This is a genomic window from Polaribacter sp. SA4-12, from assembly GCF_002163675.1.
GTDB lineage: Bacteria > Bacteroidota > Bacteroidia > Flavobacteriales > Flavobacteriaceae > Polaribacter.
Genome location: NZ_CP019334.1, coordinates 2861907 through 2885871, shown reverse-complemented (window position 1 = coordinate 2885871; position 23965 = coordinate 2861907). Strand labels below are relative to the sequence as shown.

Genomic DNA, 23965 nt, shown 5'->3' with positions numbered 1-23965 from the left:
ACTTAAGAATTAGCGCTAATCTCGATATGAATTTTGGCGCTTTTTTTTAATTCTGACGAATGATTAAAAAATACTATTTGTCCGTTAAAATCTGCTTCAACTAACCAAAAAGCTCCTTTAAAATAAGAATTTAAAACAGTTGCTTTCTCTTCGAAAAGCTCAATTTGACGACCTTTTTTCTCAACAACTTTAATTTGATGAGGATAGACTAAAACTCTTTTGTTGTTGATAGTAATTTCGTTTACATCATCGAACAAAGCTGCAATGTATTTTTCTTTTGGATTGTTATAAATTTCTTTTGGAGCATCGTTTTCTAGAATCTTATTTTCTTTGATAATAATGAGTGTATCTGCAAATGAAAGTGCGTCATCTTTATCGTGCGTTGCCACAATACAAGCAATATTTTTCTCTTTTAAATAACTAAATAAATTTCTTCTTAAAGAATTCTTTTTGAAGTTATCAATTTGTCCAAAAGGTTCATCTAATAATAATAATTGAGGTTCTTTTGCCAAAGCTCTAGCAATAGCAACACGTTGTTTTTGGCCACCGCTTAGGTTTTTAACCATTGTGTTTGCAAAGGCTGTCATTTGTATGACTTCTAACAGTTCTTCTGTTCGTGCTTGACTTTCTTCAGGATGAAAACGTGATAAGAATTTTTTAATATTTTCTGATACAGAAATATAAGGCATCAAGTCGAAATCTTGCGCTACGTATTTAAAGTTTTCGAAACCTGGAACTAAATGTTTTTTGGGTCCGAAGATTTGTTCTTCTTTCCAAAATATTTCACCTTGGTTTAAATCTACTAAACCATAAATTGCTTTTAAAAGTGTCGATTTCCCACAACCACTTTCTCCCATAACACACAAATGCTCACCTTGTTGTAATGAGAAATTAAAACCTTTTAAAACAGGTTTATTTTTTATGTAATTAAAGGAAATCGTATTCACTTTTAGCATGCTGCAAAAATAGGTATTTATGTTTTAAAAGTTCTCGATACGATTTCATAAAAAATGGAATCACTCGAACTGACAGTATGTTCTTACTGCTGATTTTAATTGTTTGTGGTTTAAAATTTAGTATTTACTAGCACAGAAACTGTCACTTCGAGTGAAATTCTTTTTTTTTAAAAGAATTTTGTACGAGAAGTCTTTTTATTGATAAAGAGAAAGAGATTAATCTTTTATAGATTCCTAATTTCTCAAGAATGACAAAAAAGCTCATAAACAGGCACGCGTTAGCGATTGAAACGGCATCCTTTTTGCTTTTTGCAAAAAGATATAGTGAAAAGCGCGACTTGGTCCTGAATGCCTTCAGGATAAAGTAACGCCCAAAGAAAAAACCGACACTTTCGCATCGGTTTTATTTCTATTCTTAATACTTACGTACTAATTTTAATACTTAAAGACACTGCGTGTCTACCAGATTCTAACTCTTTCTTCTGGTTTTAAATACATTTTATCACCTTCTTTTACATCGAATGCATCATAAAAAGCATCTACGTTTTTAAGTGGCATGTATGCTCTGTACATTCCTGGTGAATGTGTGTTTGTCATGATTAAGTTTTTTAAAGCTTCGTCACGCATTTTTGTTCTCCAGATTGTTCCCCAAGAGAAGAAAAAACGTTGTTCTGCTGTGTAACCATCAATATCTGCTGGTCTTCCGTTCTTTGCTAAGAAAATCTGTAAACCTTCGTAAGCAGCCTGAACTCCACCTAAATCTCCAATATTTTCACCTAAAGTATATTCTCCATTTAAGTGCATGCTGTCGATTGCAATAATATCGCTGTATTGCTTAATTAATTTACCACCAATTTCTTTAAACTTTGTAGAATCGTCTTCTGTCCACCAGTTTTTTAAGTTTCCATCACCATCAAAACGAGATCCAGAATCATCGAAACTATGAGAAATCTCATGACCAATAACTGCTCCAATTCCACCATAATTTACAGCTTCATCGGCTTTGTAATCATAGAAAGGAGGTTGTAAAATTGCTGCTGGAAAAACGATTTCATTATTTACCGGATTAAAGTAAGCGTTTACTGTTTGAGGAGACATTCCCCATTCAGTTCTATCTACTTCACTTCCTAATTTTGCCATGTTTTTATTGTAGTTCCATTTGGTAACATTAATTGCATTTTCGAAGTAAGAACCACCACTTTTTAAACCTTTAACTTGTAATTCTGAGTAATCTTTCCATTTATCTGGATATGCAATCTTAACAGTTAATTTATGTAATTTTTCTAATGCTTTTTCTTTAGTTACATCGCTCATCCACTCTAAACCAGCAATTCTTTTTTCGAAGCCTAACATTACATTGTCAATCATTTCCTCAGCTTTTTTCTTAGCTTCTGGTGGAAACATTTTGTCTACATATAATTTACCTAAAGCTTCACCAACTGCACCGTTTAAACTACCTAAAGCACGCTCATCTCTTGGACGTTGCTTTTTAGAACCACGCATTTCTTTGCTATAAAACTCCCAATTTGCAGTTTCTAAATCTGTAGAAAGAGAACCTAAAGAGTTATTAATCGTATTCCAACGTAATAAAAGTTTGATATCTGCTACAGAACGTTTAGAGAATATTTCGCTAAATGCTTTAAAGTAACCCAAATCTGTAACTATAACTTTATCAAGATCTGTAACACCAACTCCATCTAAATGAGCTTGCCAATCTATTGCTGGAGATAATTTTTGTAATTCTGCAACTGTCATTGGGTTGTAAAGTTTACGAATATCTCTACTCTCTTCTTTCGTCATCATTGGTTCTGCCAAACTAGTTTCAAACGCAACAACAGTAGCTGCATTCTTTTTTGCAGTAGCTTCATCATCACCAAATTCTTGTAGCATTTTTGCAACAAATTCTTGGTATTTTACCAGTTTGTCTTTTACTTTAGCATCTACATAATAATCTCTAGATAAACCTAAACTTCCTCCACCCATATAACCTGCATATTGGCTACTATTTTTTAAGTCGTTAAAAACACCAAAACCATAAAAACCACCACCTCCATAAGGTGCCATGTTTGTTAAATAAGTTTCAACATCTTTTTTTGTTTTAATCTCATCTACTTTTGCTAAATAAGGCATAACAGGTGCTTTACCTTGTGTGTTTCTAGCAACAGTATCCATTATTGTTTGATAATAGTTTACAGCCTTTTCTTGATCTGAATCTATTTCATTTCCTTTTGCATCTTTTACTTTCGGAAAATTTCTTTCTTTGATAGCTTTGTTTAAAATAGTTAAAACATCTGCATCCGTTTTTTTACGAAGTTGATTAAAACCACCCCAAGAAGTTTGATCGTCTGGAATTTCTGTTTTGTCTAACCAAGTACCATTTACATGTCTAAAAAAATCGTCAGTAGGAGCTACAGTTGTATCCATATTTTCTAAAACAATACCAGCAACTTTTTCTTCTGGTTTGTCTTGTTTACAAGCCACTAAACCTAAAGAGGCAACAGCTGATACAAAAAACACTTTTTTAATTATCTTCATTATTATTGGATTTTGATTGAGTTTAATTATATGATTAGTAACAAAAATACCAAATTGTTACATTTTTTAGTAATTAATTTTGACTTTTCGATTATTCGTAAAATTCGATATCAAATATAAGTAAATTTAAAAACATCTATTTTTTTGATTCCTTTATCGATAGAATTTGTCATCTATCAAAAACTTTATTTACTGATTATTATAATTATAAGCCTTTTAAATTGATTAGGTTTGTGACCATAAAACTATATATGAAGGATTATATAATCATTGGAGCTGGTCAATCTGGTTTAGCTATTGCATATCATCTAAATAAAAAAGGTGCTAATTATATGATTATTGATGCTAATTCTGAAACAGGTGCTCCTTGGTTAAAAAGATGGGATTCTTTAAAATTATTTACGCCATCGGAATTTAATAGTTTACCCGGAATGGAATTTCCTTATAAAAAAGGACATTACGCAAACAAATACGAAGTTGCAGATTACTTAAAAGCGTATGTTTTTAAATTTAATATCCCAATTGAGTTTAACCAGAAAATAACTTCTTTGAAAAAAGAAAATGGCATTTTTACTTTAAAAAGTGATACAGAAACTTTTGAAGCAAAAAATGTGATTATAGCTACTGGTCCTTTTCACAAACCTTTTACACCAAGTTGCCACACAAAAATATCGAAAGACATTTTACAGATTCATAGTGAACATTATAAAAGTCCAGATCAATTACAAGAAGGAGCAACATTAGTTGTTGGCGCTGGAGATTCTGGCGTTCAGATTTTAAATGAAGTTTCTAAAACAAATAGAACTGTTTACTTTTCTGGAAACACTAATATTATGTCTATTCCACAAGAAATATTAGGTAAAACATTATGGTGGTGGTTTAGTAAAGTCGGTTTTTTAACAGCCAATAAATATTCTTGGATTGGTAAAAAGTTAAGTAAAAGCGGACAACCAGTTATTGGAACTGATGTAAAAACATTGTTCAAAAAAGAAAATGTTACTTGTGTTGGTAGAACACTTGATGCCAATGAGAAAAGCATCACATTTGAAAAACAAGAAATAACTGATATTAAAAATATTCTTTGGGCAACAGGTTTTAAACCAAATTTTGATTGGATTGATGGTATTGAACTAGATGAAAGCCATTATCCTAAGAACTTTAGAGGCGTAAGTGATATTGAAGGTTTGTACTTTTTAGGACTTCCTTGGTTATACACAAGAGGTTCTGCTACTTTGGGAGGTGTTAAAAAAGATGCAGAATACTTAAATACACATCTTTCTAAAAAAGAAAAAAGATAGCCATTTATAACAGCTATCTTTTTATCAAATTTATTTTAGTAAAAACTATAATTTAATTTTCGCCTTTGGCGGATTTGGTAATGCATCAAACCCCATATTGAATAAAGTAAATCCAAAAATATCTGAATATTGCTCAATTGTTTTTGCAACAGGAGTTCCTGCTCCATGACCAGCATTGGTTTCTATTCTTATTAATGTAGGATTATCTCCTGTTTGTTTTTCTTGTAATTCTGCAGCAAATTTAAAACTGTGTGCAGGTACAACTCTATCATCATGATCTCCCGTTGTAACTAAAGTTGCAGGATATTTTACACCTACTTTTACATTATGAACAGGTGAATATCCTTTTAAGTAATCAAACATTTCTTTGCTATCATCAGCTGTTCCATAATCGTACGCCCAACCTGCTCCTGCAGTAAAAGTGTGGTAACGTAACATATCTAAAACACCAACTGCTGGCAAAGCAACTTTCATTAATTCTGGTCTTTGCGTCATTGTTGCTCCAACTAATAAACCTCCGTTAGAACCACCTCTAATTGCTAAGAATTCTGAAGATGTATATTTTTCTGAAATTAAATATTCTGCAGCAGCAATAAAATCATCAAACACATTTTGTTTCTTTAATTGAGTTCCTGCATCGTGCCATTTTTTACCATATTCACCACCACCACGTAAATTAGGAACTGCATAAACACCACCTTGTTCCATCCAAACTGCGTTTGCAATACTAAATGACGGTGTTAAACTGATATTAAATCCTCCGTAACCATATAAAATAGTTGGGTTTTTACCGTTTAATTCAACGCCTTTTTTATGTGTAATAATCATAGGAACTTTTGTTCCGTCTTTTGATGTATAAAAAACTTGTTTACTTGTATATGCTTCAGAATTAAAATCTACAGCAGGTTTCCAATAAGATTCATACGTTCCGTCTTTTGGGTTGAATTTATAAGAAGAATTTGGTGTACTATAATTTGTAAAAGAAAAATACAATTCTTTCGCTTCTGTTTTTCCGCCAAAACCACTTGAAGAACCAACGCCAGGTAATTTAACTTCTCTAATTAATTTTCCATCAAAATCGTATTGTAATACTTTAGAAACGGCATCTACCATATATTCTGCGAAGAAATATCCAGCACCAGAATTTAAACTTAGTACATTTTCTGTTTCAGGAATAAAATCTTTCCAGTTTTCTGGAGTTGGATTTTTAGCATCAACAGTAACCACTTTTTTATTTGCAGCATCTAAATTAGTTACCAAATATAATTTACTACCTCTGTTTTCTACAACATACGTATCACTATCAAAATTATTAATTACAGTTTTTAATGCTGAATTTTCTTCAGATAAATCTTTGATAAATAATTTATTTCCTGATGTTGATGTGGATGCAGAAATCATTAAATATTTACTATCCTCTGTTAAATAACCACCAACATATCTATGTTTTTCTGATGCTTTTTCACCAAAAATAACTGGATCATCTTTTTGTGAAGTTCCTAGTTTATGATAATATAATTTATGTTGATCTGTTTTTGCTGATAACTCGCTTCCTTTAGGTTTGTCGTAACTAGAATAGTAGAAACCTTCGTTTTTGTACCAAGAAATTCCTGAGAACTTTACATCAACCAAAGTATCACCTTTAATTGTTTTTGACTCAGCATCCATTGTAATTACCTTTCTCCAATCAGAACCTCCCTCAGAAATTGCATACGCAGCCATTTTTCCGTCTTTAGAAAAACTTAAAGAACCTAAAGAAGTTGTTCCGTCTTCAGAAAAAGTATTTGGGTCTAAGAAAACTTCTTCTTTACCATCTTTCTTTCTGTAAACAACATATTGGTTTTGTAAACCATCATTTTTATAAAAATAAGTATAATCGCCTTCAATAAAAGGAGTTCCTACTTTTTCGTAATTCCATAATTCTGATAAACGTGCTTTTAACTGCTCTCTGTATGGAATCTTACTTAAATAATCGAAAGTAACTTCGTTTTCTGCCTTTACCCAGGCTTCAGTTTCTTTACTTCTATCATCTTCTAACCATCTGTAATTGTCTACAACTACTGTTTTAAATAGTGTATCAATTACTGGTTTTTTAGTAGTTATTGGATACTTCAAATCTATGTTTCTTTGTTTAATTTCTTCTTTACAAGAAACAAAAATTGCACTTGCAAACAAGATAGGAATGATTAATTTATTCTTCATAAGTTCTAAATTTTGTAAATCTCACCAAAGTTAACACAAAAAAAAATTCCTACATTATTTTGTAGGAAGTTTTTAAGATTGCTTTAAAACACTGATTATTAACTTATCCAATGAACATTCAGTAAAAATAAATTATTTATTAACTTTTTGATGTTTGTAAGTTTTTATATGTCTGATAATCAACAGATTAACGTTTTTTTCTTGAAATTTTATGATTTTTCAATAATAAGAAGAAGTATATTTGTGGTAGTGCATTCTTAATGCAAACAAATAATAAAAAAAGCCAAACAGAATTGGAGTTCTAATTTAGCTTTTGTTTAATCTTAAATTTTATTTTCTATGAGAAAAAAAAAATTGAAATGGATTTACCTTATCCTTAAAGAGTTGGTAAAAGCCGCAAAACTTCTTTATGAAGTTCTGATTTAAATTAAGACCCTTCTGCTATAACAGGAGGGTTTTATTATTTTACAAATATATAAAACGAATAATTATTCTACTAGTAAAACAACAAGATTCTTTCATCTTTGTAATAAATAAACAATTAACACCTATCTAGATTACTCTATTTAATATATTGAAATACAGTTTTTTACTATTAAAATTATATTCCTATAAAACTTCAGGCCTTCTCAAAATTAACATAAAACCCCATAAATTATTTCGTAAGAGGTTTTAATTACTTTTAACGTTTTAGACTCTGTTTTATATAAATTTTGTAATTTATCGTTTATAAAAAGGACTATTTTTGTCTAAGAATTAGAAACAAGATTCCCATTTTATTTTGGGAACCACAGATTAATAAATTCCGACTTTGTCGGATAAGAATATTTTAAATTATGATAGAAAATTTAACAAAAGAGACTTTTTTAGAAAAAGTCTTTAATTTTGAAGAAAACAAAGAATGGAAATTTGAAGGAAAAAGACCAGTTTTAATAGACTTTTACGCGGATTGGTGTGGACCATGTAAAGCATTAGCACCAGTTTTAGAGCAATTATCTAAAGAATATGAAGGTAAAATTGATATTTACAAAGTAGACACCGAAGCTGAACAAGAATTGTCTGCAGCATTTGCAATTAGAAGTATTCCTTCTATGTTATTTTGTCCTGCAGAAGGGCAACCACAAATGGCAAACGGCGCTTTACCAAAAGCAGAATTAGAACGCATTATTGCTGATGTTTTAAAAGTTGAGAAGTAAAAGTGTAACCTTCCCAAAGGGAAGGAAATACAACTCTTATGTTTTTATAAAAAACGCAATATTTATTATTCAAAATCCTGAAAAGTAAATTTTCAGGATTTTTTTTATTAAAAAAACTATACATAAGAATTTGATGCATTAGAAAATTATGTATACATTTGTGTTAAGGAAATCGTCATAGCATGGAAGTATGACGAAGTAATCTCTTTTTTAATAATAAGATTGCTTCGTTCCTCGCAATGATCTGTGTTAAAAAACTATTATTTATTGTTAAAATTTCTTTTATTTCAGAAAATATAAGTTTTGATGATTTTCATTGTAAATTTGTTTGTTAGTCGCAATAGAAAAAATTTGCTTTATTAATTTATTAGCTATTGCAATTTTAATTACTCTCTCGGGTTTTCCTTTTTCTTTAAGTCGTTCATACATTTCGATACAATTTTTATTTACTCTTTTTGCAGACCAACTACATAAATACAAAAGTTTTCTAATTTGAGGTTTGCCCATTTTACAAATATGTCCTTTACCTTTTACACTTGTTCCTGATTGATATAGCCTTGGACTAAATCCTACAAAAGCTGTCAGTTGTTTATAGTTATCAAATTTTGTGAAATTATCTGTAATAACACTCATCATAATAGCCGTTTTTAGCCCGATTCCTGGTATCGTTTTTATTCTTTCAACCGTGTCTTTATAAGCTAATCTTCCTATTTGCTCTATCTTTTTTTCAAACTTATCAATACGTCTTATTAATAATATTAGTACTTGTTTTAATTCTTTTCTAAGATCCGAACTCAACAAACCTGTTGCTTCAAAGGATTCTAATTGTCTTTTTGTTTGATGTTTTTGTTTTTTTAGTAATTCTAAAGCTGTGTAAAGTTGTTTAATTTCTATACTAGGTTTACTCTCTGGACACCATCTTTTTAACTCATATTGAGCACCATATTCGGCAATTGTCTTTGCGTCTTTTTTATCTGTTATTGCTCTGTAATCTTGTTTGACTATATCTTCTAATTATCAAATGATTTAATACACATACATTAAAACTAGATGCATGTAAAAAAGTTTTTAACTGAACATAATAAGGACCACTAGCCTCCATTACAATCCAGTCTGATGCACCAATCAATTTATTAAATTGCTCAAAACCTGTATTTTAATTTTTTAAAAATTTTGTGTATCCATTTAACTTTTTCTAAATAAGAAACATCAAAAGTTTGCTTATTAATATCAATTCCTATAATTTTACTCATATCAAATGTTTTTATAGAAAAATTACTACATTTACTTATCAATCCTAAATACAGATTTGATGTTCTAATGATCTGTTCAAGTTTATGTAGTAAGGGGGAAAGTGATTAGCATTGCGAACGGTCTTTAATGACAAATGACGGACTATAATCTTTTCCTTTACCCTTACTTTTCTTGTTAAATATTAAATCTAATTTAAGCTTTTTAAAAGCAGATCCTTATTTTTATAAACATAGGATGACAATTACACGTTTAAACAAATAAACAGTTACACGATTACACATTTTTATAATATGGGAAATCAGAAATTATACAAAGGTTCTTTACAAACCATCATTTTAAAGTTATTAGAAAGTAACGATAAAATGTATGGTTATGAGATTACTCAGAAAGTAAAAGAATTGACCAAAGGCGAATTAAAAATTACTGAAGGTGCTTTGTACCCTGCATTGCACAAACTAGAAGCCGATGGTTTATTAGACGTAGAAGTTGCTAAAGTTGGTAACAGACTTAGAAAATATTACAAATTGACAGAAAGCGGAACCAAAGAAACAGCCAACAAGTTGGATGAAATGCAAGAGTTTTTAAAAACGATGCAACAATTGGTGAATCCTAAATTTAGTTTGGAGTAATATGAAAAATAACTATGAAATAACAGAAAAACAACTAACTTTTTTAGAAGATTACCTAAAAAGGAAAAAGAGAATTTTAGACCCCGAAGATTTATACGAATTAATAGATCATCTAGTAACTGATTTTGAAACTACAACAGAAAACGGGAATTTATCTCAATATTTATCAGATAATTCTGATTTTATTTTTAATTATAAAGGAAATAACAGAAGTGATATTCATTGGTCTTATCAAAGACAATTATGGTCTAACTTTTTTGGTTTTTTTACCACTCTTAAATTTATTCCAATAACAATTTCAGTATTATCTATTATCTTTTTTCTTTTTTATGAATTGGATTTTTCAAACAAAAACCTATCATTATTATTTGTCCTATTAATAGGTATACCTGCTATTTATGGTTTTATAAATACATATCATAAAAAGAAACAAATTAGAAGATTAGTTTCTTTTAAGTATTTAGGAAATATACTAGCATTACCACAAATGTTTCTATATCTATTTTCACCAATTAAAGACTTCTTATTTGAGCATAAATTTTTATTTTTTTTATACGTAACATTTGCTTTTGGGTTAAATATGGCAGGAGTTCTTTTGGTTAAACAAAAAAGAATTCTGATTTTAAAGAAATACAAACACTTGTTAAACTAATGCTATGGAATTAACAAAAGAACAAACACAACAAATTGAAGAGTATTTACAGAAAAGGAAATTTGATTTTATAGATTTAAATGTTGAAATTTTAGATCATATAATTTCTGACATTGAAAATTTACTGAATAAAAACGATACTTTTGAAGATGCCTTTGCAATGGTTAGAATTCGTTGGGAAAAACATTTTAGAGAAATTTCTAGTTTCTATTTTGGATTACAATATTCCGAATCTAAAATTGTTGTGAAAAAAGCTATAAAAATATTTAAACCTTTTTACTTAATTTATTTAGCTGCTTATTTTTTACCTGTAATTTTTCTTAAGAATTTTTCAATTGTTTTTAATGAAAATATTTTAGAATTTTTAAACGGATTTTTAAATACAATTACCTTATTTTCTTTAATCTACGTGGTTTTTATCATTATAAAAGTTATAAGATCTAAAGTAAAAACAACCTATAGTTTTATTCTAAGAACCCAATATCTAGGTATTATTTTCCTAATTATTCCTTTAATCTCTGGGAATCATTTTAATGATAAAGGAAATTTGAATGCAGTTTTTACTGGTTTTCTTTTTGGCGGTTTTGCAGTATCATATATATGTCATCACTTCTACAAAAAACACAAAGAAGCTATTCAAAATTACAAGCACTTGTTAAACTAACGCTATGGAATTAACAGAACAACAATTACAAAGAGTAGAACATTATTTAAATGTAAAACACATTACTTATATAGATTTAAGAATGGAGGTTTTAGATCATATTGTTTCTGATATTGAAACAAAAATGACAAAGGAAAATCTTGATTTTGAAACCGTTTTTTATAATGTTACTGATAAATGGAATCCGCAGTTAAAAGAATCATCTAGTTGGCTTTTTGGAATTGCATTTTCTGCTCCTAAACTTGTAATGAAAAAAGCTAAAACATCTTATATAAAATTGTTTTTAATTTCTAACTTTTTAATGATTTTACTATCAATTTTTGAACGTAAATTAAATCTCACAGTTTCAGATAATACACAGTTATACTTAACAAACTTTTTATTAATGATTAATTTATTCTGTGCCTTCATTTTTATTTATTTAATGATTAACAATTCAAAAATAAAACAAAAAACAACCTATCGTTTTATCTTAAAAACACAAAAAATGGGAATTATATTAGGAGGTATTGCAATCATTTTTTCAGGTGTAATTAAAGATGTTAGTCCTATTTACAGTCTAACTTTAATGTTTATTGCTATTACCTTTATTTATTTTCATTTCCTTAAGAAACATAAAAAGGCAATCAAAAAATATAAAGTTTCATAAACTATGGAATTAACAAAAGAACAACTCTTACAAATAGACAATTATATTTATAGTTGTGGCATTAAATTCTATGATGTTAGAACAGAAATAGTAGATCATTTTGCCAATATTTTAGAGCAAAAATTAGATGAAAATCCAGATTTAGTTTTTAAAAAGGAAATCATCAATATTCATAGAAATTTTAGCGACAATGGTTTTCATAAATTACTAAAAGAGAAAACAAAATCAGTACAAAATAAGTTTTATAAACAGTCATTTAAACACTTTATTACATTCTTTAAACTTCCAAAAGTTATTATTACAATTGCTTTATTTTATGCTCTATTTCAAATAATGAATTTGTTTGAAGACAAAGAAACTTTTTTTCAGATTTTAACAGGTTTAGGACTTGTAACTGTATTTAGTGTTTTCTTGAATTCATATTTAAAAAAGAAGAAGAAAAAAGAAATATTTCTAGCTTTAGACATGAATAATGACCTAACTCAGATAATAAATAACGCTGTTATCTATTTTAATACAATTACAATTTTCAGGAGTGAAGAAAGCTTTTTAAACCCAATTCATAATAATATTCAATTAGTGATTTTTGTTGCGGCTTTATTGTTTTATTGGTCTTGTCAAACTGTATTCTTCAAAAATAAAAAAGTTATTAAAGAACAATATCCAAATGTAATTGTATAAATAATGGAATTAACAAAAGAACAAATACAATATATTGATAATCGTCTTGAAAAAGACGGAATGAAATATTGGGATATTAGAATAGAGGTCTTAGACCATGTGGTTTCTGATGTAGAAAACCGATTGAAATCTAAAAACGTTAATGAAACTGATTTTAAAAATGTAGTACAAGAATCTTTTGTTTCTTTTGGGTGGAAAGAAAATTTTAACGGAAGTAGTTTTAAAAATTTAAATACTGTTGGCTGGAAAAATATAAATTTTGGGTATCGAAAAATGTATTTTCAAGGTTTTATAGATTTTTTTAAAAACCCATTAAATCTTTTTCTATTTGTAGTTAGTTTTATTGGTTATTATGTATTTTCAACTTTTTTAGAGCACAGTAATTTTATTAAAATGAGTTATTTTTTATTTGCTTTACCTATGATACTCTATTTTTATATTGCTTTTAAAACATGGAGAAAAAAATATGGCAAATCTATTCATAAAGACTATGGTTTAAATTATATGTTCCTTTCTTTTACAATACTAAACGTAATTATGCTACATCTTAAAACTGAAGGAAATTTTAATATTCCAATAACATATCATAAGCCTTTGCTTTTTATCATAATTCCACTTCATTCAATCTTATCACATTCTGGTTATCAAGTTTATAAAAAAGCAATTTCTAGAGTAGAAAAAATGAGAAAAGAATTATTATCATGAAACTAACAGAAACCCACATAGAAGAACTCTACAAATTTACAAGAAAACATTATGTTTATTTTTATGATGTACAAACAGAATTGGTAGATCATTTGGCTAACGACATAGAAACTATTTGGGAGGAAAACCCTAAATTGGCTTTCGAAAACGCGAGAGACAAATCGTTTAAAAAATTCGGAATATTTGGTTTTATGGATGTTATAGAAGCCAAACAAAAACAAATGAATAAACAATATGGAAAAATACTTTGGCGTTTCTTTAAAGAATGGTTTACACTGCCTAAGTTGGTAATAACGGTAAGTATCTTTTTATCACTTTTCTTTCTTCTAAAAACTCCTTATTCTAAATACATTATACTCGCAGGACTTTTAGTTTTAACAACTATCAATTTAATAAAACAGACTAAAGCAAAGAGAAAACACAAAAACAAAGAACAGCAAAAGGAGAAAATATTTCTTTTAGAATCTATGATTGGAGACACAAGACAAGGATTCTCTGGCTTAGCATTTATCAATATATTTAATTGTGTTAATATCATAAAAATTCCTTTTAATTCACTCGAAAATCATTGGCTTTTCTTAATTTCATTTTCTGTTACCTGTGTAATCCTTCTCTTCCATGTTACAGGTTTTATGATTCCACAAAAAGCAGAAGAATTGCTAGAAGAAACCTATCCAGAATATAAATTATCTAAAACTTTGTAACAAAACTGGTTTCTAAACTACTTATTATCAATCAAACTAATTACTAAAATATGATTTTACACTTTTTAAAATTAGAATGGAAACAATATTTCCGTTCTTCTCACTGGGAAAAAGGAATAGCAATAAAGATAATAATGGGCTTTTTTGTGCTATATTTTTTAGTTGCCTTTTTAGCAGTAGGAGTTGGAGGTTACTTTTTTTTAAGAAAAGAATTTCCAGAATCAGATCCATTACAAATCGTAAATTCATACTTGCTTTTTGCAATTCTTGGCGATTTAGTTTTCCGTTATTTAATGCAAAAATTGCCAATAATGAATATAAAACCATTGCTTATTTTACCAATTAAGAAAAATAAATTGGTACACTATGTTTTGGGAAAATCTGCATTTTCAATCTTTAATATTCTAAGTTTATTTTTTTACATTCCTTTCTCTGTGGTCTTAATAAAAGAAGGTTATAATACTGCTGGAGTTTTAGGTTGGTTATTAACCATGATTTTAATAATTCAATCTGCAAATTTCTTAAATTTTTTAATCAACAAAAGCAATAAAGCGCTGATTATTATTGGTACGCTTCTCGTTGGTTTAATTGGATTACAACAATTCGAACTTGCTAATGTTGTTGATTTTGGAGGATCTATTTTCGATTTTATTTACCAAAACCCAATATATTCTTTAATCGGGGTTATCGTTTTAGTTGTTTTATATCAACTTAATTACAAACAATTACGTAACCAAGTATATTTAGACGGAGCAGTTGCAACCAAGGTAGAAGAAGCAAATACTGCAGATTTATCTTGGGCAAATAAATTAGGAGATGTAGCTCCTTTTATAAAAAATGATATTCGTTTAATCTGGAGAAATAAAAGAACAAAAACGGTATTTCTAATGTCATTTTTATTCTTGTTTTACGGATTGATTTTCTTTACAATGGATGCTTATAAAGATAAATTACCAATGTTAATGTTTGCTTCATTATTCGTTACAGGAGGTTTTACACTAAATTACGGTCAGTTTATTCCTGCTTGGGATAGTGCACATTATAAAATGTTAATGAGTCAGAGTTTTAGATATCGTAAATTTTTAGAATCTAAATGGGTTTTAATGGTTACAATGACTACCGTTTTATACTTTTTAAGTTTTCCTTATTTGTATTTTGGGACAGAAATTTTTTTAATGATAACTGCAGGAGCAATTTTTAATATTGGTTTTAACTCCCTGTTTTTATTATATGCAGGATCTTTTAATAGAAAAAGAATAGACTTAACAAGAAGTGGTTTTGGTAATACTCAAGGAACAAGTGCAACTCAGTTTCTTATTATAATCCCTTTAATGTTATTCCCGATGTTATTATTTTGGATTTTCGACAAATTTGTAGGTTATAACTCTGGTTTTATAGTTGTAGCAGCGGTTGGAATTATTAGTTTATTATTAAAAAACCAAGCTATGAATTTCATCGAAAAAAAATACATTAAAGATAAATACGCTATGATTAACGCTTTCGGAAAAGAAGCATAATTTCAACTAAAAAGAAAACACAATGATTACAATAGATACAGTTTCAAAAAAATACGGAAAAGCAGAAGTTTTAAATGTTGCTTCAATAGAAATCCCTACAGGTCAAAGTTTTGGTTTAGTTGGTAATAATGGCGCTGGAAAAACAACATTATTTAATATTTTATTAGATTTAATTAGACCAACAACTGGCGCAATAACAAATAATGATATTATTGTAAGTGAAAGTGAAGATTGGAAAACGTTTACAGGTTCTTTTATTGATGAATCTTTTTTAATTGGTTATTTAACACCTGAAGAATACTTCGATTTTATTGGAGATTTAAGAGGAATGAATAAAGCTGATGTTACTACTTTTCTAACTCAATTTGATGAATTTTTCAATGGAGAAATTATTGGTAAGAAAAAATACTTAAGAGATTTAAGTAAAGGAAATCAGAAAAAAGCAGGAATTGTTGCTGCATTAATGGGAAACCCACAAGTAATAATTTTAGATGAGCCTTTTGCTAATTTAGATCCAACAACTCAAATTAGATTAAAAACCATCATTAAAACCTTAACAGAAAATAGAGATGTTACCGTTTTAATTTCTAGTCACGATTTAACACATGTAACAGAAGTTTGTGAGAGAATTGTGGTTTTAGATAAAGGAAATGTGGTAAAAGATATAGAAACATCTGCAGAAACATTAGAAGAATTAGAAAGCTATTTTTCTGTATAAGCCTTCTATTCTTAATTTATTACTATTTTTACACTCTTATTTATACTATTTTTCAAAGAAAGTAGTTGTGAATAAGAGTTTTTTGTTTTATTAGCTTATTAAAATAATCGTTTAATCAATATTTATTTTTGTGAAATTCACTAAAAAAATAGTTTTAATTCTTTCTGTATTTGCAGTTTTATATTCTTGTAGCACAAGAAAAGATACTGTTGTTAGCAGAAACTGGCATTCTTTAAATACAAAATTCAATGTGCTTTTTAATGGTAAAGAAGCTTTTAAAAAAGGTATTGAAGGCATTAATGAAGGTTACAAAGATGATTGGTTTCAACAATTACCTATAGAACCCATTAAGTTTGAGAAAGAAAAGTTAGAAATTCCGACATTTAATACAGGAATGGGTGCTGGTTTTGGTGATGCTGAAAATGAAGAGAAGAAAGCTTCCACTCCATTTGGCATTGCAGAAGAAAAAGCTGTAAAAGCGATTCAGAAACATGGAATGAATATTGACGATGTAGAACGAAATAGTCAAATTGATGATGCCTATCTTCTCTTAGGAAAAGCGCGTTATTATGATCAACGTTTTGTACCAGCAATAGAATCTTTTAACTATGTTATTTCTCATTATCCTTTTGCAAGTTTAATTAATGAAACTAAAATTTGGCGAGCAAAAACGAATATTAGATTAGATAATGAAGAATTTGCTATCGAAACTTTAAACTTACTTTTAAAAGTAAAAGATACATTAGAAATAGATTTACCAGAAAACATTAAAGAAGCAGGTTATACAGCTTTAGCAATGGCTTATGTTAAAACAGATAGTATTCAAAAAGCGAAAAAATTTCTTATTAAAGCTACAGAAACTTTAAATGATAGAAATCAAGGAGCTAGAAATATGTTTGTTTTAGGTCAGATTTATAGTTCAGAAAACAAGAAAGATTCTGCTTCTGCCGTTTTTAACAAAATTATCAACTTTAAAAAAGCACCTGATAAGTATAAAATGCATGCTAATATTGAATTAGCAAAAAATTCGACAAGCGATTCTGCTTCTGTTGTTATTTTAGAAAAAATGCATAAATTAATTAAGGATAGAGATAATAGAAAGTATTTAGACGAATTGTATTATCAAGTTGGTTTCTTGCATGAAAAAAACGACAGTATCGATTTAGCCACTGAATATTATAACAAATCATTGAGAGCAGAATCTGACAATGTAAAACAAAAGACATACACTTTTGAAAGATTAGGAAACATCAACTTTAAGAATTCTAAATATCAATTAGCAAGTTCTTATTATGATAGTATTTTAAATATTGCTGCAGATACTTTAAATTTAAGAATAAGACGAATTAAAAGAAAGCACAGAAACTTAGCTTCATTAATCAAATTTGAAAATACTGTAACTAAAAACGATAGTATTATTAGAATAGCTTCACTTTCTACAGAAGAACAAGCATCTTATTTTCAAAAATATATAGACGATTTAAAAAAGAAAGATGAAGACGCTGCTCAGTTAAAGTTAAATCAACAAGCATTTGGAGCAACTTTTGGAGGAACAGCTTTACAGTCTAACAAAAAAGGAAAATGGTATTTCTATAACTCACAATCGTTAGGTTTTGGTAAAACAGAATTTCAGAAAATTTGGGGAAATAGACAATTAGAAGACGACTGGAGATGGTCTTCTAAAATAGCAACAAATCTTACTAATAAAGATTCTGTACAAGTAAGTCAAAAAAGTTTACGTTATGATTTAGCGAGTTACTTAAAAACAATCCCTACAGATAAAAATAAGATTGATACTTTAAAATTAGATAGAAATCAAGCTTTATACGAATTAGGACTTATTTATAAAGAACAATTTAAAGACACAAAATTAGCCATCGAAAGATTAGAGAGAGTATCAACTTTAAATCCGAAGGAAGCATTAATTTTACCTATAAATTGGCATTTATACAAAGCATACTTAGATCTTGGTGATCAAACAAAATCTGATATTCACAAAAACATCATTCTTACAAAATATTCAAATACCATTTTTGCTAAGACAATTAGAAACCCAAATAAGAAAGTTGAGGAAGAAATTTCGGTTGATGAGATAGAAAATAAGTACAAAGAATTTTACTATTTGTATAAGGGGAATAAGTTTCAAGAAACGGTTAAAAAAATCGTTGATATTCTGCCTTCTATAGAAAATTCAAAATTAATCCCTAAATTTGAACTTCTAAGAGCCTACGCAATAGGTAAGTATACTGATAAAAAAGCTTATAAATTTGCATTAGAAGCTATTGTTATAAAGTATGGAAATACTGAAGAAGGTAAGCAGGCAAAAAAAATAGTAGAACAATTAAGTAAATAATATGTTTAGCAGTAAAGACAAAAAACCGCAAAAAAATAAAGTTATGGAAAGAAATGTTGTCGCTAAAAACACAACAATTGTTGGAGATATTAAATCTGATGGAGATTTTAGAATTGATGGTACTTTAGAAGGAACTTTAACTACAGATGGTAGAGTTATTATTGGTGCCGATGGTTTTATTAAAGGAAAAGTAGAAGCAACAAATGCAGATATTGAAGGTAAATTCTCTGGAGAACTTTTAGTATCTAATACCTTAACTATAAAAGCAACAGCAGATATTTCTGGAAACGTTATTATCGGAAAACTTTCTGTAGAACCTGGAGCTTCATTTAACGCAACTTGTGCTATGAAAGGAGCTGTAAAAGAATTGAATTCTAGTAATGAACAAAAAAGAAAGTCAGAAAAAACCGCTTAATAAAGCCATAAAACTCTCAGGTGCAGGTTTGCAAATGGGGTTAACTATATATTTAGGTTTTTTATTAGGTGAATGGTTAGATGTAAAATTTGAAACTACTTTTTTAACAGAAACCGTAACTTTAGTTGCCATATTTTTATCAATGTATTCATTAATTAAACAAGCAAATAAGATTAATGGTTAGAAGTATTCTAGTATATTCTGTAGTATTTTTTTCTCTTTTTTTAGTATGTTTTTCACTCCATAATTACTTTTTAGAAACAAAAAACATCATCTTACCTTTTTCACTAAAAAGAGTATATATATTTCACCTTGCTTTTTCATTAGTGATTTGTGTCAATTTTTTAATATTTTCTACAAAAGAGAAAGTTTTTGAACAGTTAGGTTTCATCTACCTTGGCACTATTCTTTTAAAATTAACACTGTTTAGTATCATCTTTTATAAATCAATCTTTGCAGAAGAGGGGCTGCCTTTTAATACAAGAATCTCCTTATTTATACCAATGATTATTTTTCTAATAACAGAAGTGATTTTTGTAGCCAAAATTTTAAAGATAAAGCAATAATAAAAAATAGGCTTAAAAAAGGTTTGTGGTTTTGAATTATTCTATATCTTTGCCGCGAATTTAGAAAGCGTATTTTTACAATGAAGATTGCACAAAAAACAATCAAGTTTCTTTTAATAGCAGCAATTACCCTCTTTACTTCGGCGGGTTTTGCATCAGAATCTGATAAAAAGCACGATGACCAGAATGATGGTGGTCGCGTAAATACGAAGGAAGAAGTTGAGGCATATATTTTGCATCACATTAAAGATTCTCATGATTTTTCATTATTTTCATACACAAGTGATGAAGGTGAAAGAAAACACTTTGGTTTTCCATTACCGGTAATTATTTGGTCGAGTGAAGGTTTGGTATCTTTTATGTCATCAGAATTTCATCATAATGATGATGGACATGTTTTAGTTGAAAGGAACGGATTAAAATTCGCGAAAATTCACTCAAAAATTTACGAAATCGAAACAGGTGCAACTTCTGTTACTTTTGATGAATCTCATCATGCAACAAATGCACATAAATTATTAGACTTCTCTATTACTAAAAGTGTAGTAGGTATTTTATTAATTGGTTTCTTATTATTATTCTGGTTTGCTAGATTAGCTAGACAATACAAGACAAAACAAATTCCAACAGGTTTTGCTAGAGTTTTAGAACCTTTAGTTTTATATGTTAGAGATGAAATTGCAAAACCAAATATTGGTGAAAAACATTATAGAAGATTTACAGGATACTTATTAACTGTATTTTTCTTTATCTGGGTTTTAAACCTTGCAGGTTTAACTCCATTAGGATTTAACGTAACAGGTCAATTAGCGGTTACAGGTTGTTTGGCAATCTTTACATTAGTAATTTATACAGTGAGTGGTACAAAAGGATACTGGATGCACATGATTTGGATGCCAGGGGTTCCTGTTTTAATTCGCCCAATTTTAGCGGTTATAGAATTAGCCGGTGCATTAATTATCAAACCGTTTTCATTATTAGTACGTTTGTTCGCAAACATATCAGCAGGTCATATTGTGGTAATGAGCTTAATAGCAATTATGTTTACTCTAAAAGAATCTTTAGGGGTTGTTGGAGCAACAGGATTGTCATTAGTATTATCATTTTTTATAACATTAATTGAGGTCTTAGTCGCTTTCTTGCAAGCTTATATCTTTACAATGCTTTCAGCTTTGTTTATTGGTATGGCAGTAGATGATCACTCAGAAGCTCATTAATACAAATTTGTTTAATTTAAAAATACAATTATTATGTACAACATGATTGGGGCAGGATTAATCGTAATCGGAGCAGGAATTGGTTTAGGTCAAATTGGTGGAAAAGCAATGGAAGGTATTGCTAGACAACCAGAAGCAACTGGAAAAATTCAAACAGCAATGATTATTATCGCTGCATTATTAGAAGGTTTAGCATTTGGTGCATTATTCTTAGGAAAATAATCCAAACAAAAACAAAAGATAGCGTTCTGTAACGGTTGGTTACAGAACCTATTTTTAAATTCTCTTTTTAATGAGAATACAATTTTAAAGAAAACCGAAAGGGATTCTTTAAATTAAACAAAAAAGAAACAAAAAAATTAATTAGTTTATAGAATGGAAACTTTATTAAACGATTTTTCACCTGGGTTATTTGTAGTTTCATTAATCTTATTATTAGCATTAATTGCTTTAATGGTAAAATTTGCATGGAAACCAATTTTAAATTCTTTGGAAGAAAGAGAATCAGGAATTGAAAATGCATTAGCAGAAGCAGAAAATGCTCGTAAAGAAATGCAAAATTTACAAGCAGATAATGCAAGTCTTATCAAAGAAGCTAGAGCAGAAAGAGATGCTATGATGAAAGATGCTAGAAATGTTAGTGATAATATTATAGCAGAAGCTAAAGAAGATGCAAAAGAGGTAACTACTAAGTTAATCGAAAATGCACAAGCTTCAATTCAGCAAGAAAAGCAAGCAGCTTTAGCAGAAATCAAAAAGAGCGTTGCAGAATTATCTATTGGTATTGCAGAATCAGTAATTAAGAAAGAATTATCTAATAAGGCAGATCAACTAGAATTAGTTGAAGGAATCTTAAAAGATGTTACTTTAAACTAAGTAAAGGATGAAAAACGCAAGAGCAGCAATACGTTATGCAAAAGCAATCTTAAATCTTGCTAAAGATTCTAAAGAAGAAACTGTAGTAAATGACGACATGTTATTTATTTCTACTACAATTTCTGAAAATGATGAATTTGAAGTAATGTTAAGAAGCCCTATTGTTAAATCTTCTGATAAAATAAACGTTTTAAACGCTATATTTGGAAGCAAAGTAAACAATATTACTCTTGGCTTGTTTCACTTATTACAAGACAATAAAAGAATAGCAATGCTTCATTCTATTGCTAAACAATATGCAATCATTTATGATTTTGATAAGCATATGCAAGTTGCTAAAGTTACTACAGCAGTACCTTTAACAAAAGAAATTGAGGCTAAAGTTTTAGCAAAAATCGTTGCTTTAACTGGCGACAATGCGAACTTAGAAAATGAAATCAATCCTGCCATTTTAGGCGGATTTATTTTACGTGTAGGAGATATGCAATATGATGCAAGTATCTCTAATTATTTAAACGAATTGAAAAAGGAATTTGACAATAGTCATTATATTCCTAAAATTTAATAATACATCAAATTATAAAAGATGGCAAGTATTAAACCAGCTGAAGTATCAGCAATTTTAAAGCAACAGTTAACAAACTTCGAAGCAAAGGCAACTTTAAACGAAGTAGGTACTGTCTTACAAGTAGGAGATGGAATTGCTCGTGTTTACGGTCTTTCTAATGTTCAATATGGTGAACTAGTAGAATTCGATAACGGATTAGAAGGTATCGTATTAAACTTAGAAGAAGACAATGTAGGTGTTGTATTATTAGGAGCATCAACTTCAATTAGAGAAGGTTCTAATGTGAAACGTACAGAACGTATTGCCTCTTTACAAGCAGGTGAAGGTGTTGTAGGACGTGTTGTAGATACTTTAGGTAATCCAATTGATGGTAAAGGACCAATTACAGGTAAAACTTACGAAATGCCTTTAGAGCGTAGAGCTCCTGGAGTTATTTTTAGAGAGCCAGTAACTGAGCCATTACAAACTGGTATTAAATCTATTGATGCAATGATTCCTGTTGGTAGAGGTCAACGTGAGTTAATCATTGGAGATAGACAAACTGGTAAGTCTACAGTTGCTATTGATACCATCTTAAACCAAAAAGAATTTTTCGATGCTGGTGAGCCAGTATATTGTATATATGTAGCTATCGGTCAAAAAGCTTCTACTGTTGCAGCAATTGCAAACATGTTAGAAGAAAAAGGAGCAATGGCATATACTACTATTGTAGCAGCAAATGCATCAGATCCTGCAGCAATGCAAGTTTATGCACCATTTGCTGGAGCTGCAATTGGAGAATTTTTTAGAGATACTGGTAGACCAGCTTTAATTGTTTTTGATGATTTATCAAAACAAGCAGTTGCATACCGTGAGATTTCTTTATTATTAAGAAGACCTCCAGGACGTGAGGCGTATCCTGGTGATGTATTTTACTTACACTCAAGATTATTAGAACGTGCTGCAAAATTAATCAATGATGATAAAATTGCAAGTGAAATGAATGATTTACCTGATTCTTTAAAAGGAATTGTAAAAGGTGGAGGTTCTTTAACTGCATTACCTATTATTGAAACTCAAGCAGGAGACGTTTCAGCATATATTCCAACAAACGTAATTTCGATTACAGATGGACAAATTTTCTTAGATGGAGATTTATTTAACTCTGGTGTTCGTCCAGCAATTAACGTAGGTATTTCTGTATCTCGTGTTGGTGGTAATGCTCAGATTAAAGCAATGAAAAAAGTATCTGGTACTTTAAAATTAGATCAAGCTCAATACCGTGAATTAGAAGCGTTTGCAAAGTTTGGTTCTGATTTAGATGCAGCTACAATGAGTGTAATTTCTAAAGGACAACGTAATGTTGAAATTTTAAAGCAAGCTCAAAATGATCCTTTCTCAGTAGAAGATCAAGTTGCAATAATCTATGCAGGTTCTAAGAACTTATTAAAAGATGTTCCTGTAAACCAAGTAAAGAAATTCGAGAGAGATTATATCGATTACTTAAACGCAAAACATAGAGATACTTTAGATACATTGAAAGCTGGTAAATTAACACCGGAAGCAATTGCAGTATTAGAAGCAGCAGCTAAAGAAATTTCTACTCATTTCGCATAAAACATAGTTGTCAT

At 29.2% G+C, this 23965-nt stretch carries 25 protein-coding genes; 20 read left to right on the top strand and 5 right to left on the bottom strand.

Features of this window, described 5'->3' with window-relative positions; genetic code table 11:
• Window positions 1-2: 2 nt before the first annotated feature.
• Both BTO07_RS12565 and BTO07_RS12560 read right to left on the bottom strand, forming a co-directional pair.
• Complete coding sequence (locus BTO07_RS12565; RefSeq protein WP_087521562.1) at window positions 3-956, bottom strand: ABC transporter ATP-binding protein; 954 nt, start codon at window positions 954-956, stop codon at window positions 3-5.
• A 459-nt stretch (window positions 957-1415) separates the two neighbouring features.
• Window positions 1416-3491: a M13 family metallopeptidase gene (locus BTO07_RS12560; RefSeq protein WP_087521561.1), complete on the bottom strand. Its 2076-nt coding sequence runs from the start codon at window positions 3489-3491 to the stop codon at window positions 1416-1418.
• A 251-nt stretch (window positions 3492-3742) separates the two neighbouring features.
• On the opposite strand from BTO07_RS12560, the gene BTO07_RS12555 reads away from it, so the two are divergent.
• Window positions 3743-4789: a flavin-containing monooxygenase gene (locus tag BTO07_RS12555; protein ID WP_087521560.1), complete on the top strand. Its 1047-nt coding sequence runs from the start codon at window positions 3743-3745 to the stop codon at window positions 4787-4789.
• A gap of 45 nt (window positions 4790-4834) precedes the next feature.
• Here BTO07_RS12555 and BTO07_RS12550 read toward each other — a convergent pair whose 3' ends face one another.
• Window positions 4835-6991, bottom strand: coding sequence for a prolyl oligopeptidase family serine peptidase (locus BTO07_RS12550; protein WP_087521559.1), 2157 nt, complete (start codon window positions 6989-6991; stop codon window positions 4835-4837).
• An 836-nt stretch (window positions 6992-7827) separates the two neighbouring features.
• Between BTO07_RS12550 and trxA the strand changes: the two genes are divergently transcribed.
• Entirely contained in the window at window positions 7828-8187 is a 360-nt protein-coding gene (trxA, locus tag BTO07_RS12545) for a thioredoxin (RefSeq protein WP_087521558.1), read from the top strand.
• 282 nt (window positions 8188-8469) lie between these two features.
• Here the strand turns inward: trxA and BTO07_RS12540 are convergent, their stop codons facing one another.
• Both BTO07_RS12540 and BTO07_RS17345 read right to left on the bottom strand, forming a co-directional pair.
• Window positions 8470-8985, bottom strand: coding sequence for a transposase (locus tag BTO07_RS12540; protein WP_087521557.1), 516 nt, complete (start codon window positions 8983-8985; stop codon window positions 8470-8472).
• 172 nt (window positions 8986-9157) lie between these two features.
• Window positions 9158-9316: a hypothetical protein gene (locus BTO07_RS17345; protein ID WP_157663345.1), complete on the bottom strand. Its 159-nt coding sequence runs from the start codon at window positions 9314-9316 to the stop codon at window positions 9158-9160.
• 415 nt (window positions 9317-9731) lie between these two features.
• Between BTO07_RS17345 and BTO07_RS12535 the strand changes: the two genes are divergently transcribed.
• From BTO07_RS12535 to atpA, 18 genes are all read left to right on the top strand, one after another.
• Window positions 9732-10070, top strand: coding sequence for a PadR family transcriptional regulator (locus BTO07_RS12535; protein WP_087521556.1), 339 nt, complete (start codon window positions 9732-9734; stop codon window positions 10068-10070).
• A 1-nt stretch (window position 10071) separates the two neighbouring features.
• A complete protein-coding gene (locus BTO07_RS12530) occupies window positions 10072-10722 on the top strand; it encodes a hypothetical protein (RefSeq protein ID WP_087521555.1) in 651 nt (216 codons plus the stop codon).
• 4 nt (window positions 10723-10726) lie between these two features.
• The gene (locus BTO07_RS12525; protein ID WP_087521554.1) at window positions 10727-11386 is read left to right on the top strand and encodes a hypothetical protein; all 660 of its coding nucleotides are present in this window, start codon (window positions 10727-10729) and stop codon (window positions 11384-11386) included.
• Between the two features lie 4 nt (window positions 11387-11390).
• On the top strand, window positions 11391-12035 hold the full coding sequence (locus tag BTO07_RS12520) for a hypothetical protein (RefSeq protein ID WP_087521553.1): 645 nt from the start codon (window positions 11391-11393) through the stop codon (window positions 12033-12035).
• A 3-nt stretch (window positions 12036-12038) separates the two neighbouring features.
• Window positions 12039-12716, top strand: coding sequence for a hypothetical protein (locus BTO07_RS12515; protein ID WP_087521552.1), 678 nt, complete (start codon window positions 12039-12041; stop codon window positions 12714-12716).
• Between the two features lie 3 nt (window positions 12717-12719).
• Complete coding sequence (locus tag BTO07_RS12510; protein ID WP_087521551.1) at window positions 12720-13421, top strand: hypothetical protein; 702 nt, start codon at window positions 12720-12722, stop codon at window positions 13419-13421.
• The gene (locus BTO07_RS12505) at window positions 13418-14125 is read left to right on the top strand and encodes a hypothetical protein (RefSeq protein WP_087521550.1); all 708 of its coding nucleotides are present in this window, start codon (window positions 13418-13420) and stop codon (window positions 14123-14125) included. The genes BTO07_RS12510 and BTO07_RS12505 overlap by 4 nt, the downstream gene beginning before the upstream one ends.
• Before the next feature lie 50 nt (window positions 14126-14175).
• Window positions 14176-15642, top strand: coding sequence for a DUF5687 family protein (locus tag BTO07_RS12500; protein WP_087521549.1), 1467 nt, complete (start codon window positions 14176-14178; stop codon window positions 15640-15642).
• Between the two features lie 22 nt (window positions 15643-15664).
• Window positions 15665-16360: an ABC transporter ATP-binding protein gene (locus BTO07_RS12495; protein ID WP_087521548.1), complete on the top strand. Its 696-nt coding sequence runs from the start codon at window positions 15665-15667 to the stop codon at window positions 16358-16360.
• Between the two features lie 130 nt (window positions 16361-16490).
• Window positions 16491-18713 (top strand): type IX secretion system periplasmic lipoprotein PorW/SprE, encoded by a 2223-nt coding sequence (gene porW / locus BTO07_RS12490; RefSeq protein WP_087521547.1) that lies wholly within the window; start codon window positions 16491-16493, stop codon window positions 18711-18713.
• A 43-nt stretch (window positions 18714-18756) separates the two neighbouring features.
• On the top strand, window positions 18757-19128 hold the full coding sequence (locus BTO07_RS12485) for a bactofilin family protein (protein ID WP_442956788.1): 372 nt from the start codon (window positions 18757-18759) through the stop codon (window positions 19126-19128).
• Window positions 19094-19312: an AtpZ/AtpI family protein gene (locus tag BTO07_RS12480; RefSeq protein WP_087521545.1), complete on the top strand. Its 219-nt coding sequence runs from the start codon at window positions 19094-19096 to the stop codon at window positions 19310-19312. Before BTO07_RS12485 ends, BTO07_RS12480 begins: the two co-directional genes overlap by 35 nt.
• Window positions 19305-19694, top strand: a complete 390-nt coding sequence (locus BTO07_RS17560; protein ID WP_087521544.1) for a DUF6168 family protein — start codon at window positions 19305-19307, stop codon at window positions 19692-19694. Before BTO07_RS12480 ends, BTO07_RS17560 begins: the two co-directional genes overlap by 8 nt.
• 80 nt (window positions 19695-19774) lie before the next feature.
• Window positions 19775-20911, top strand: a complete 1137-nt coding sequence (atpB, locus tag BTO07_RS12470; RefSeq protein WP_087521543.1) for a F0F1 ATP synthase subunit A — start codon at window positions 19775-19777, stop codon at window positions 20909-20911.
• 33 nt (window positions 20912-20944) lie between these two features.
• The gene (atpE, locus tag BTO07_RS12465; RefSeq protein ID WP_027076586.1) at window positions 20945-21133 is read left to right on the top strand and encodes an ATP synthase F0 subunit C; all 189 of its coding nucleotides are present in this window, start codon (window positions 20945-20947) and stop codon (window positions 21131-21133) included.
• A 153-nt stretch (window positions 21134-21286) separates the two neighbouring features.
• Window positions 21287-21787 (top strand): F0F1 ATP synthase subunit B, encoded by a 501-nt coding sequence (locus tag BTO07_RS12460; RefSeq protein ID WP_087521542.1) that lies wholly within the window; start codon window positions 21287-21289, stop codon window positions 21785-21787.
• Between the two features lie 7 nt (window positions 21788-21794).
• Window positions 21795-22352, top strand: coding sequence for an ATP synthase F1 subunit delta (atpH, locus tag BTO07_RS12455; protein WP_087521541.1), 558 nt, complete (start codon window positions 21795-21797; stop codon window positions 22350-22352).
• A 21-nt stretch (window positions 22353-22373) separates the two neighbouring features.
• Window positions 22374-23951: a F0F1 ATP synthase subunit alpha gene (gene atpA / locus BTO07_RS12450; protein ID WP_087521540.1), complete on the top strand. Its 1578-nt coding sequence runs from the start codon at window positions 22374-22376 to the stop codon at window positions 23949-23951.
• Window positions 23952-23965 lie beyond the last annotated feature (14 nt).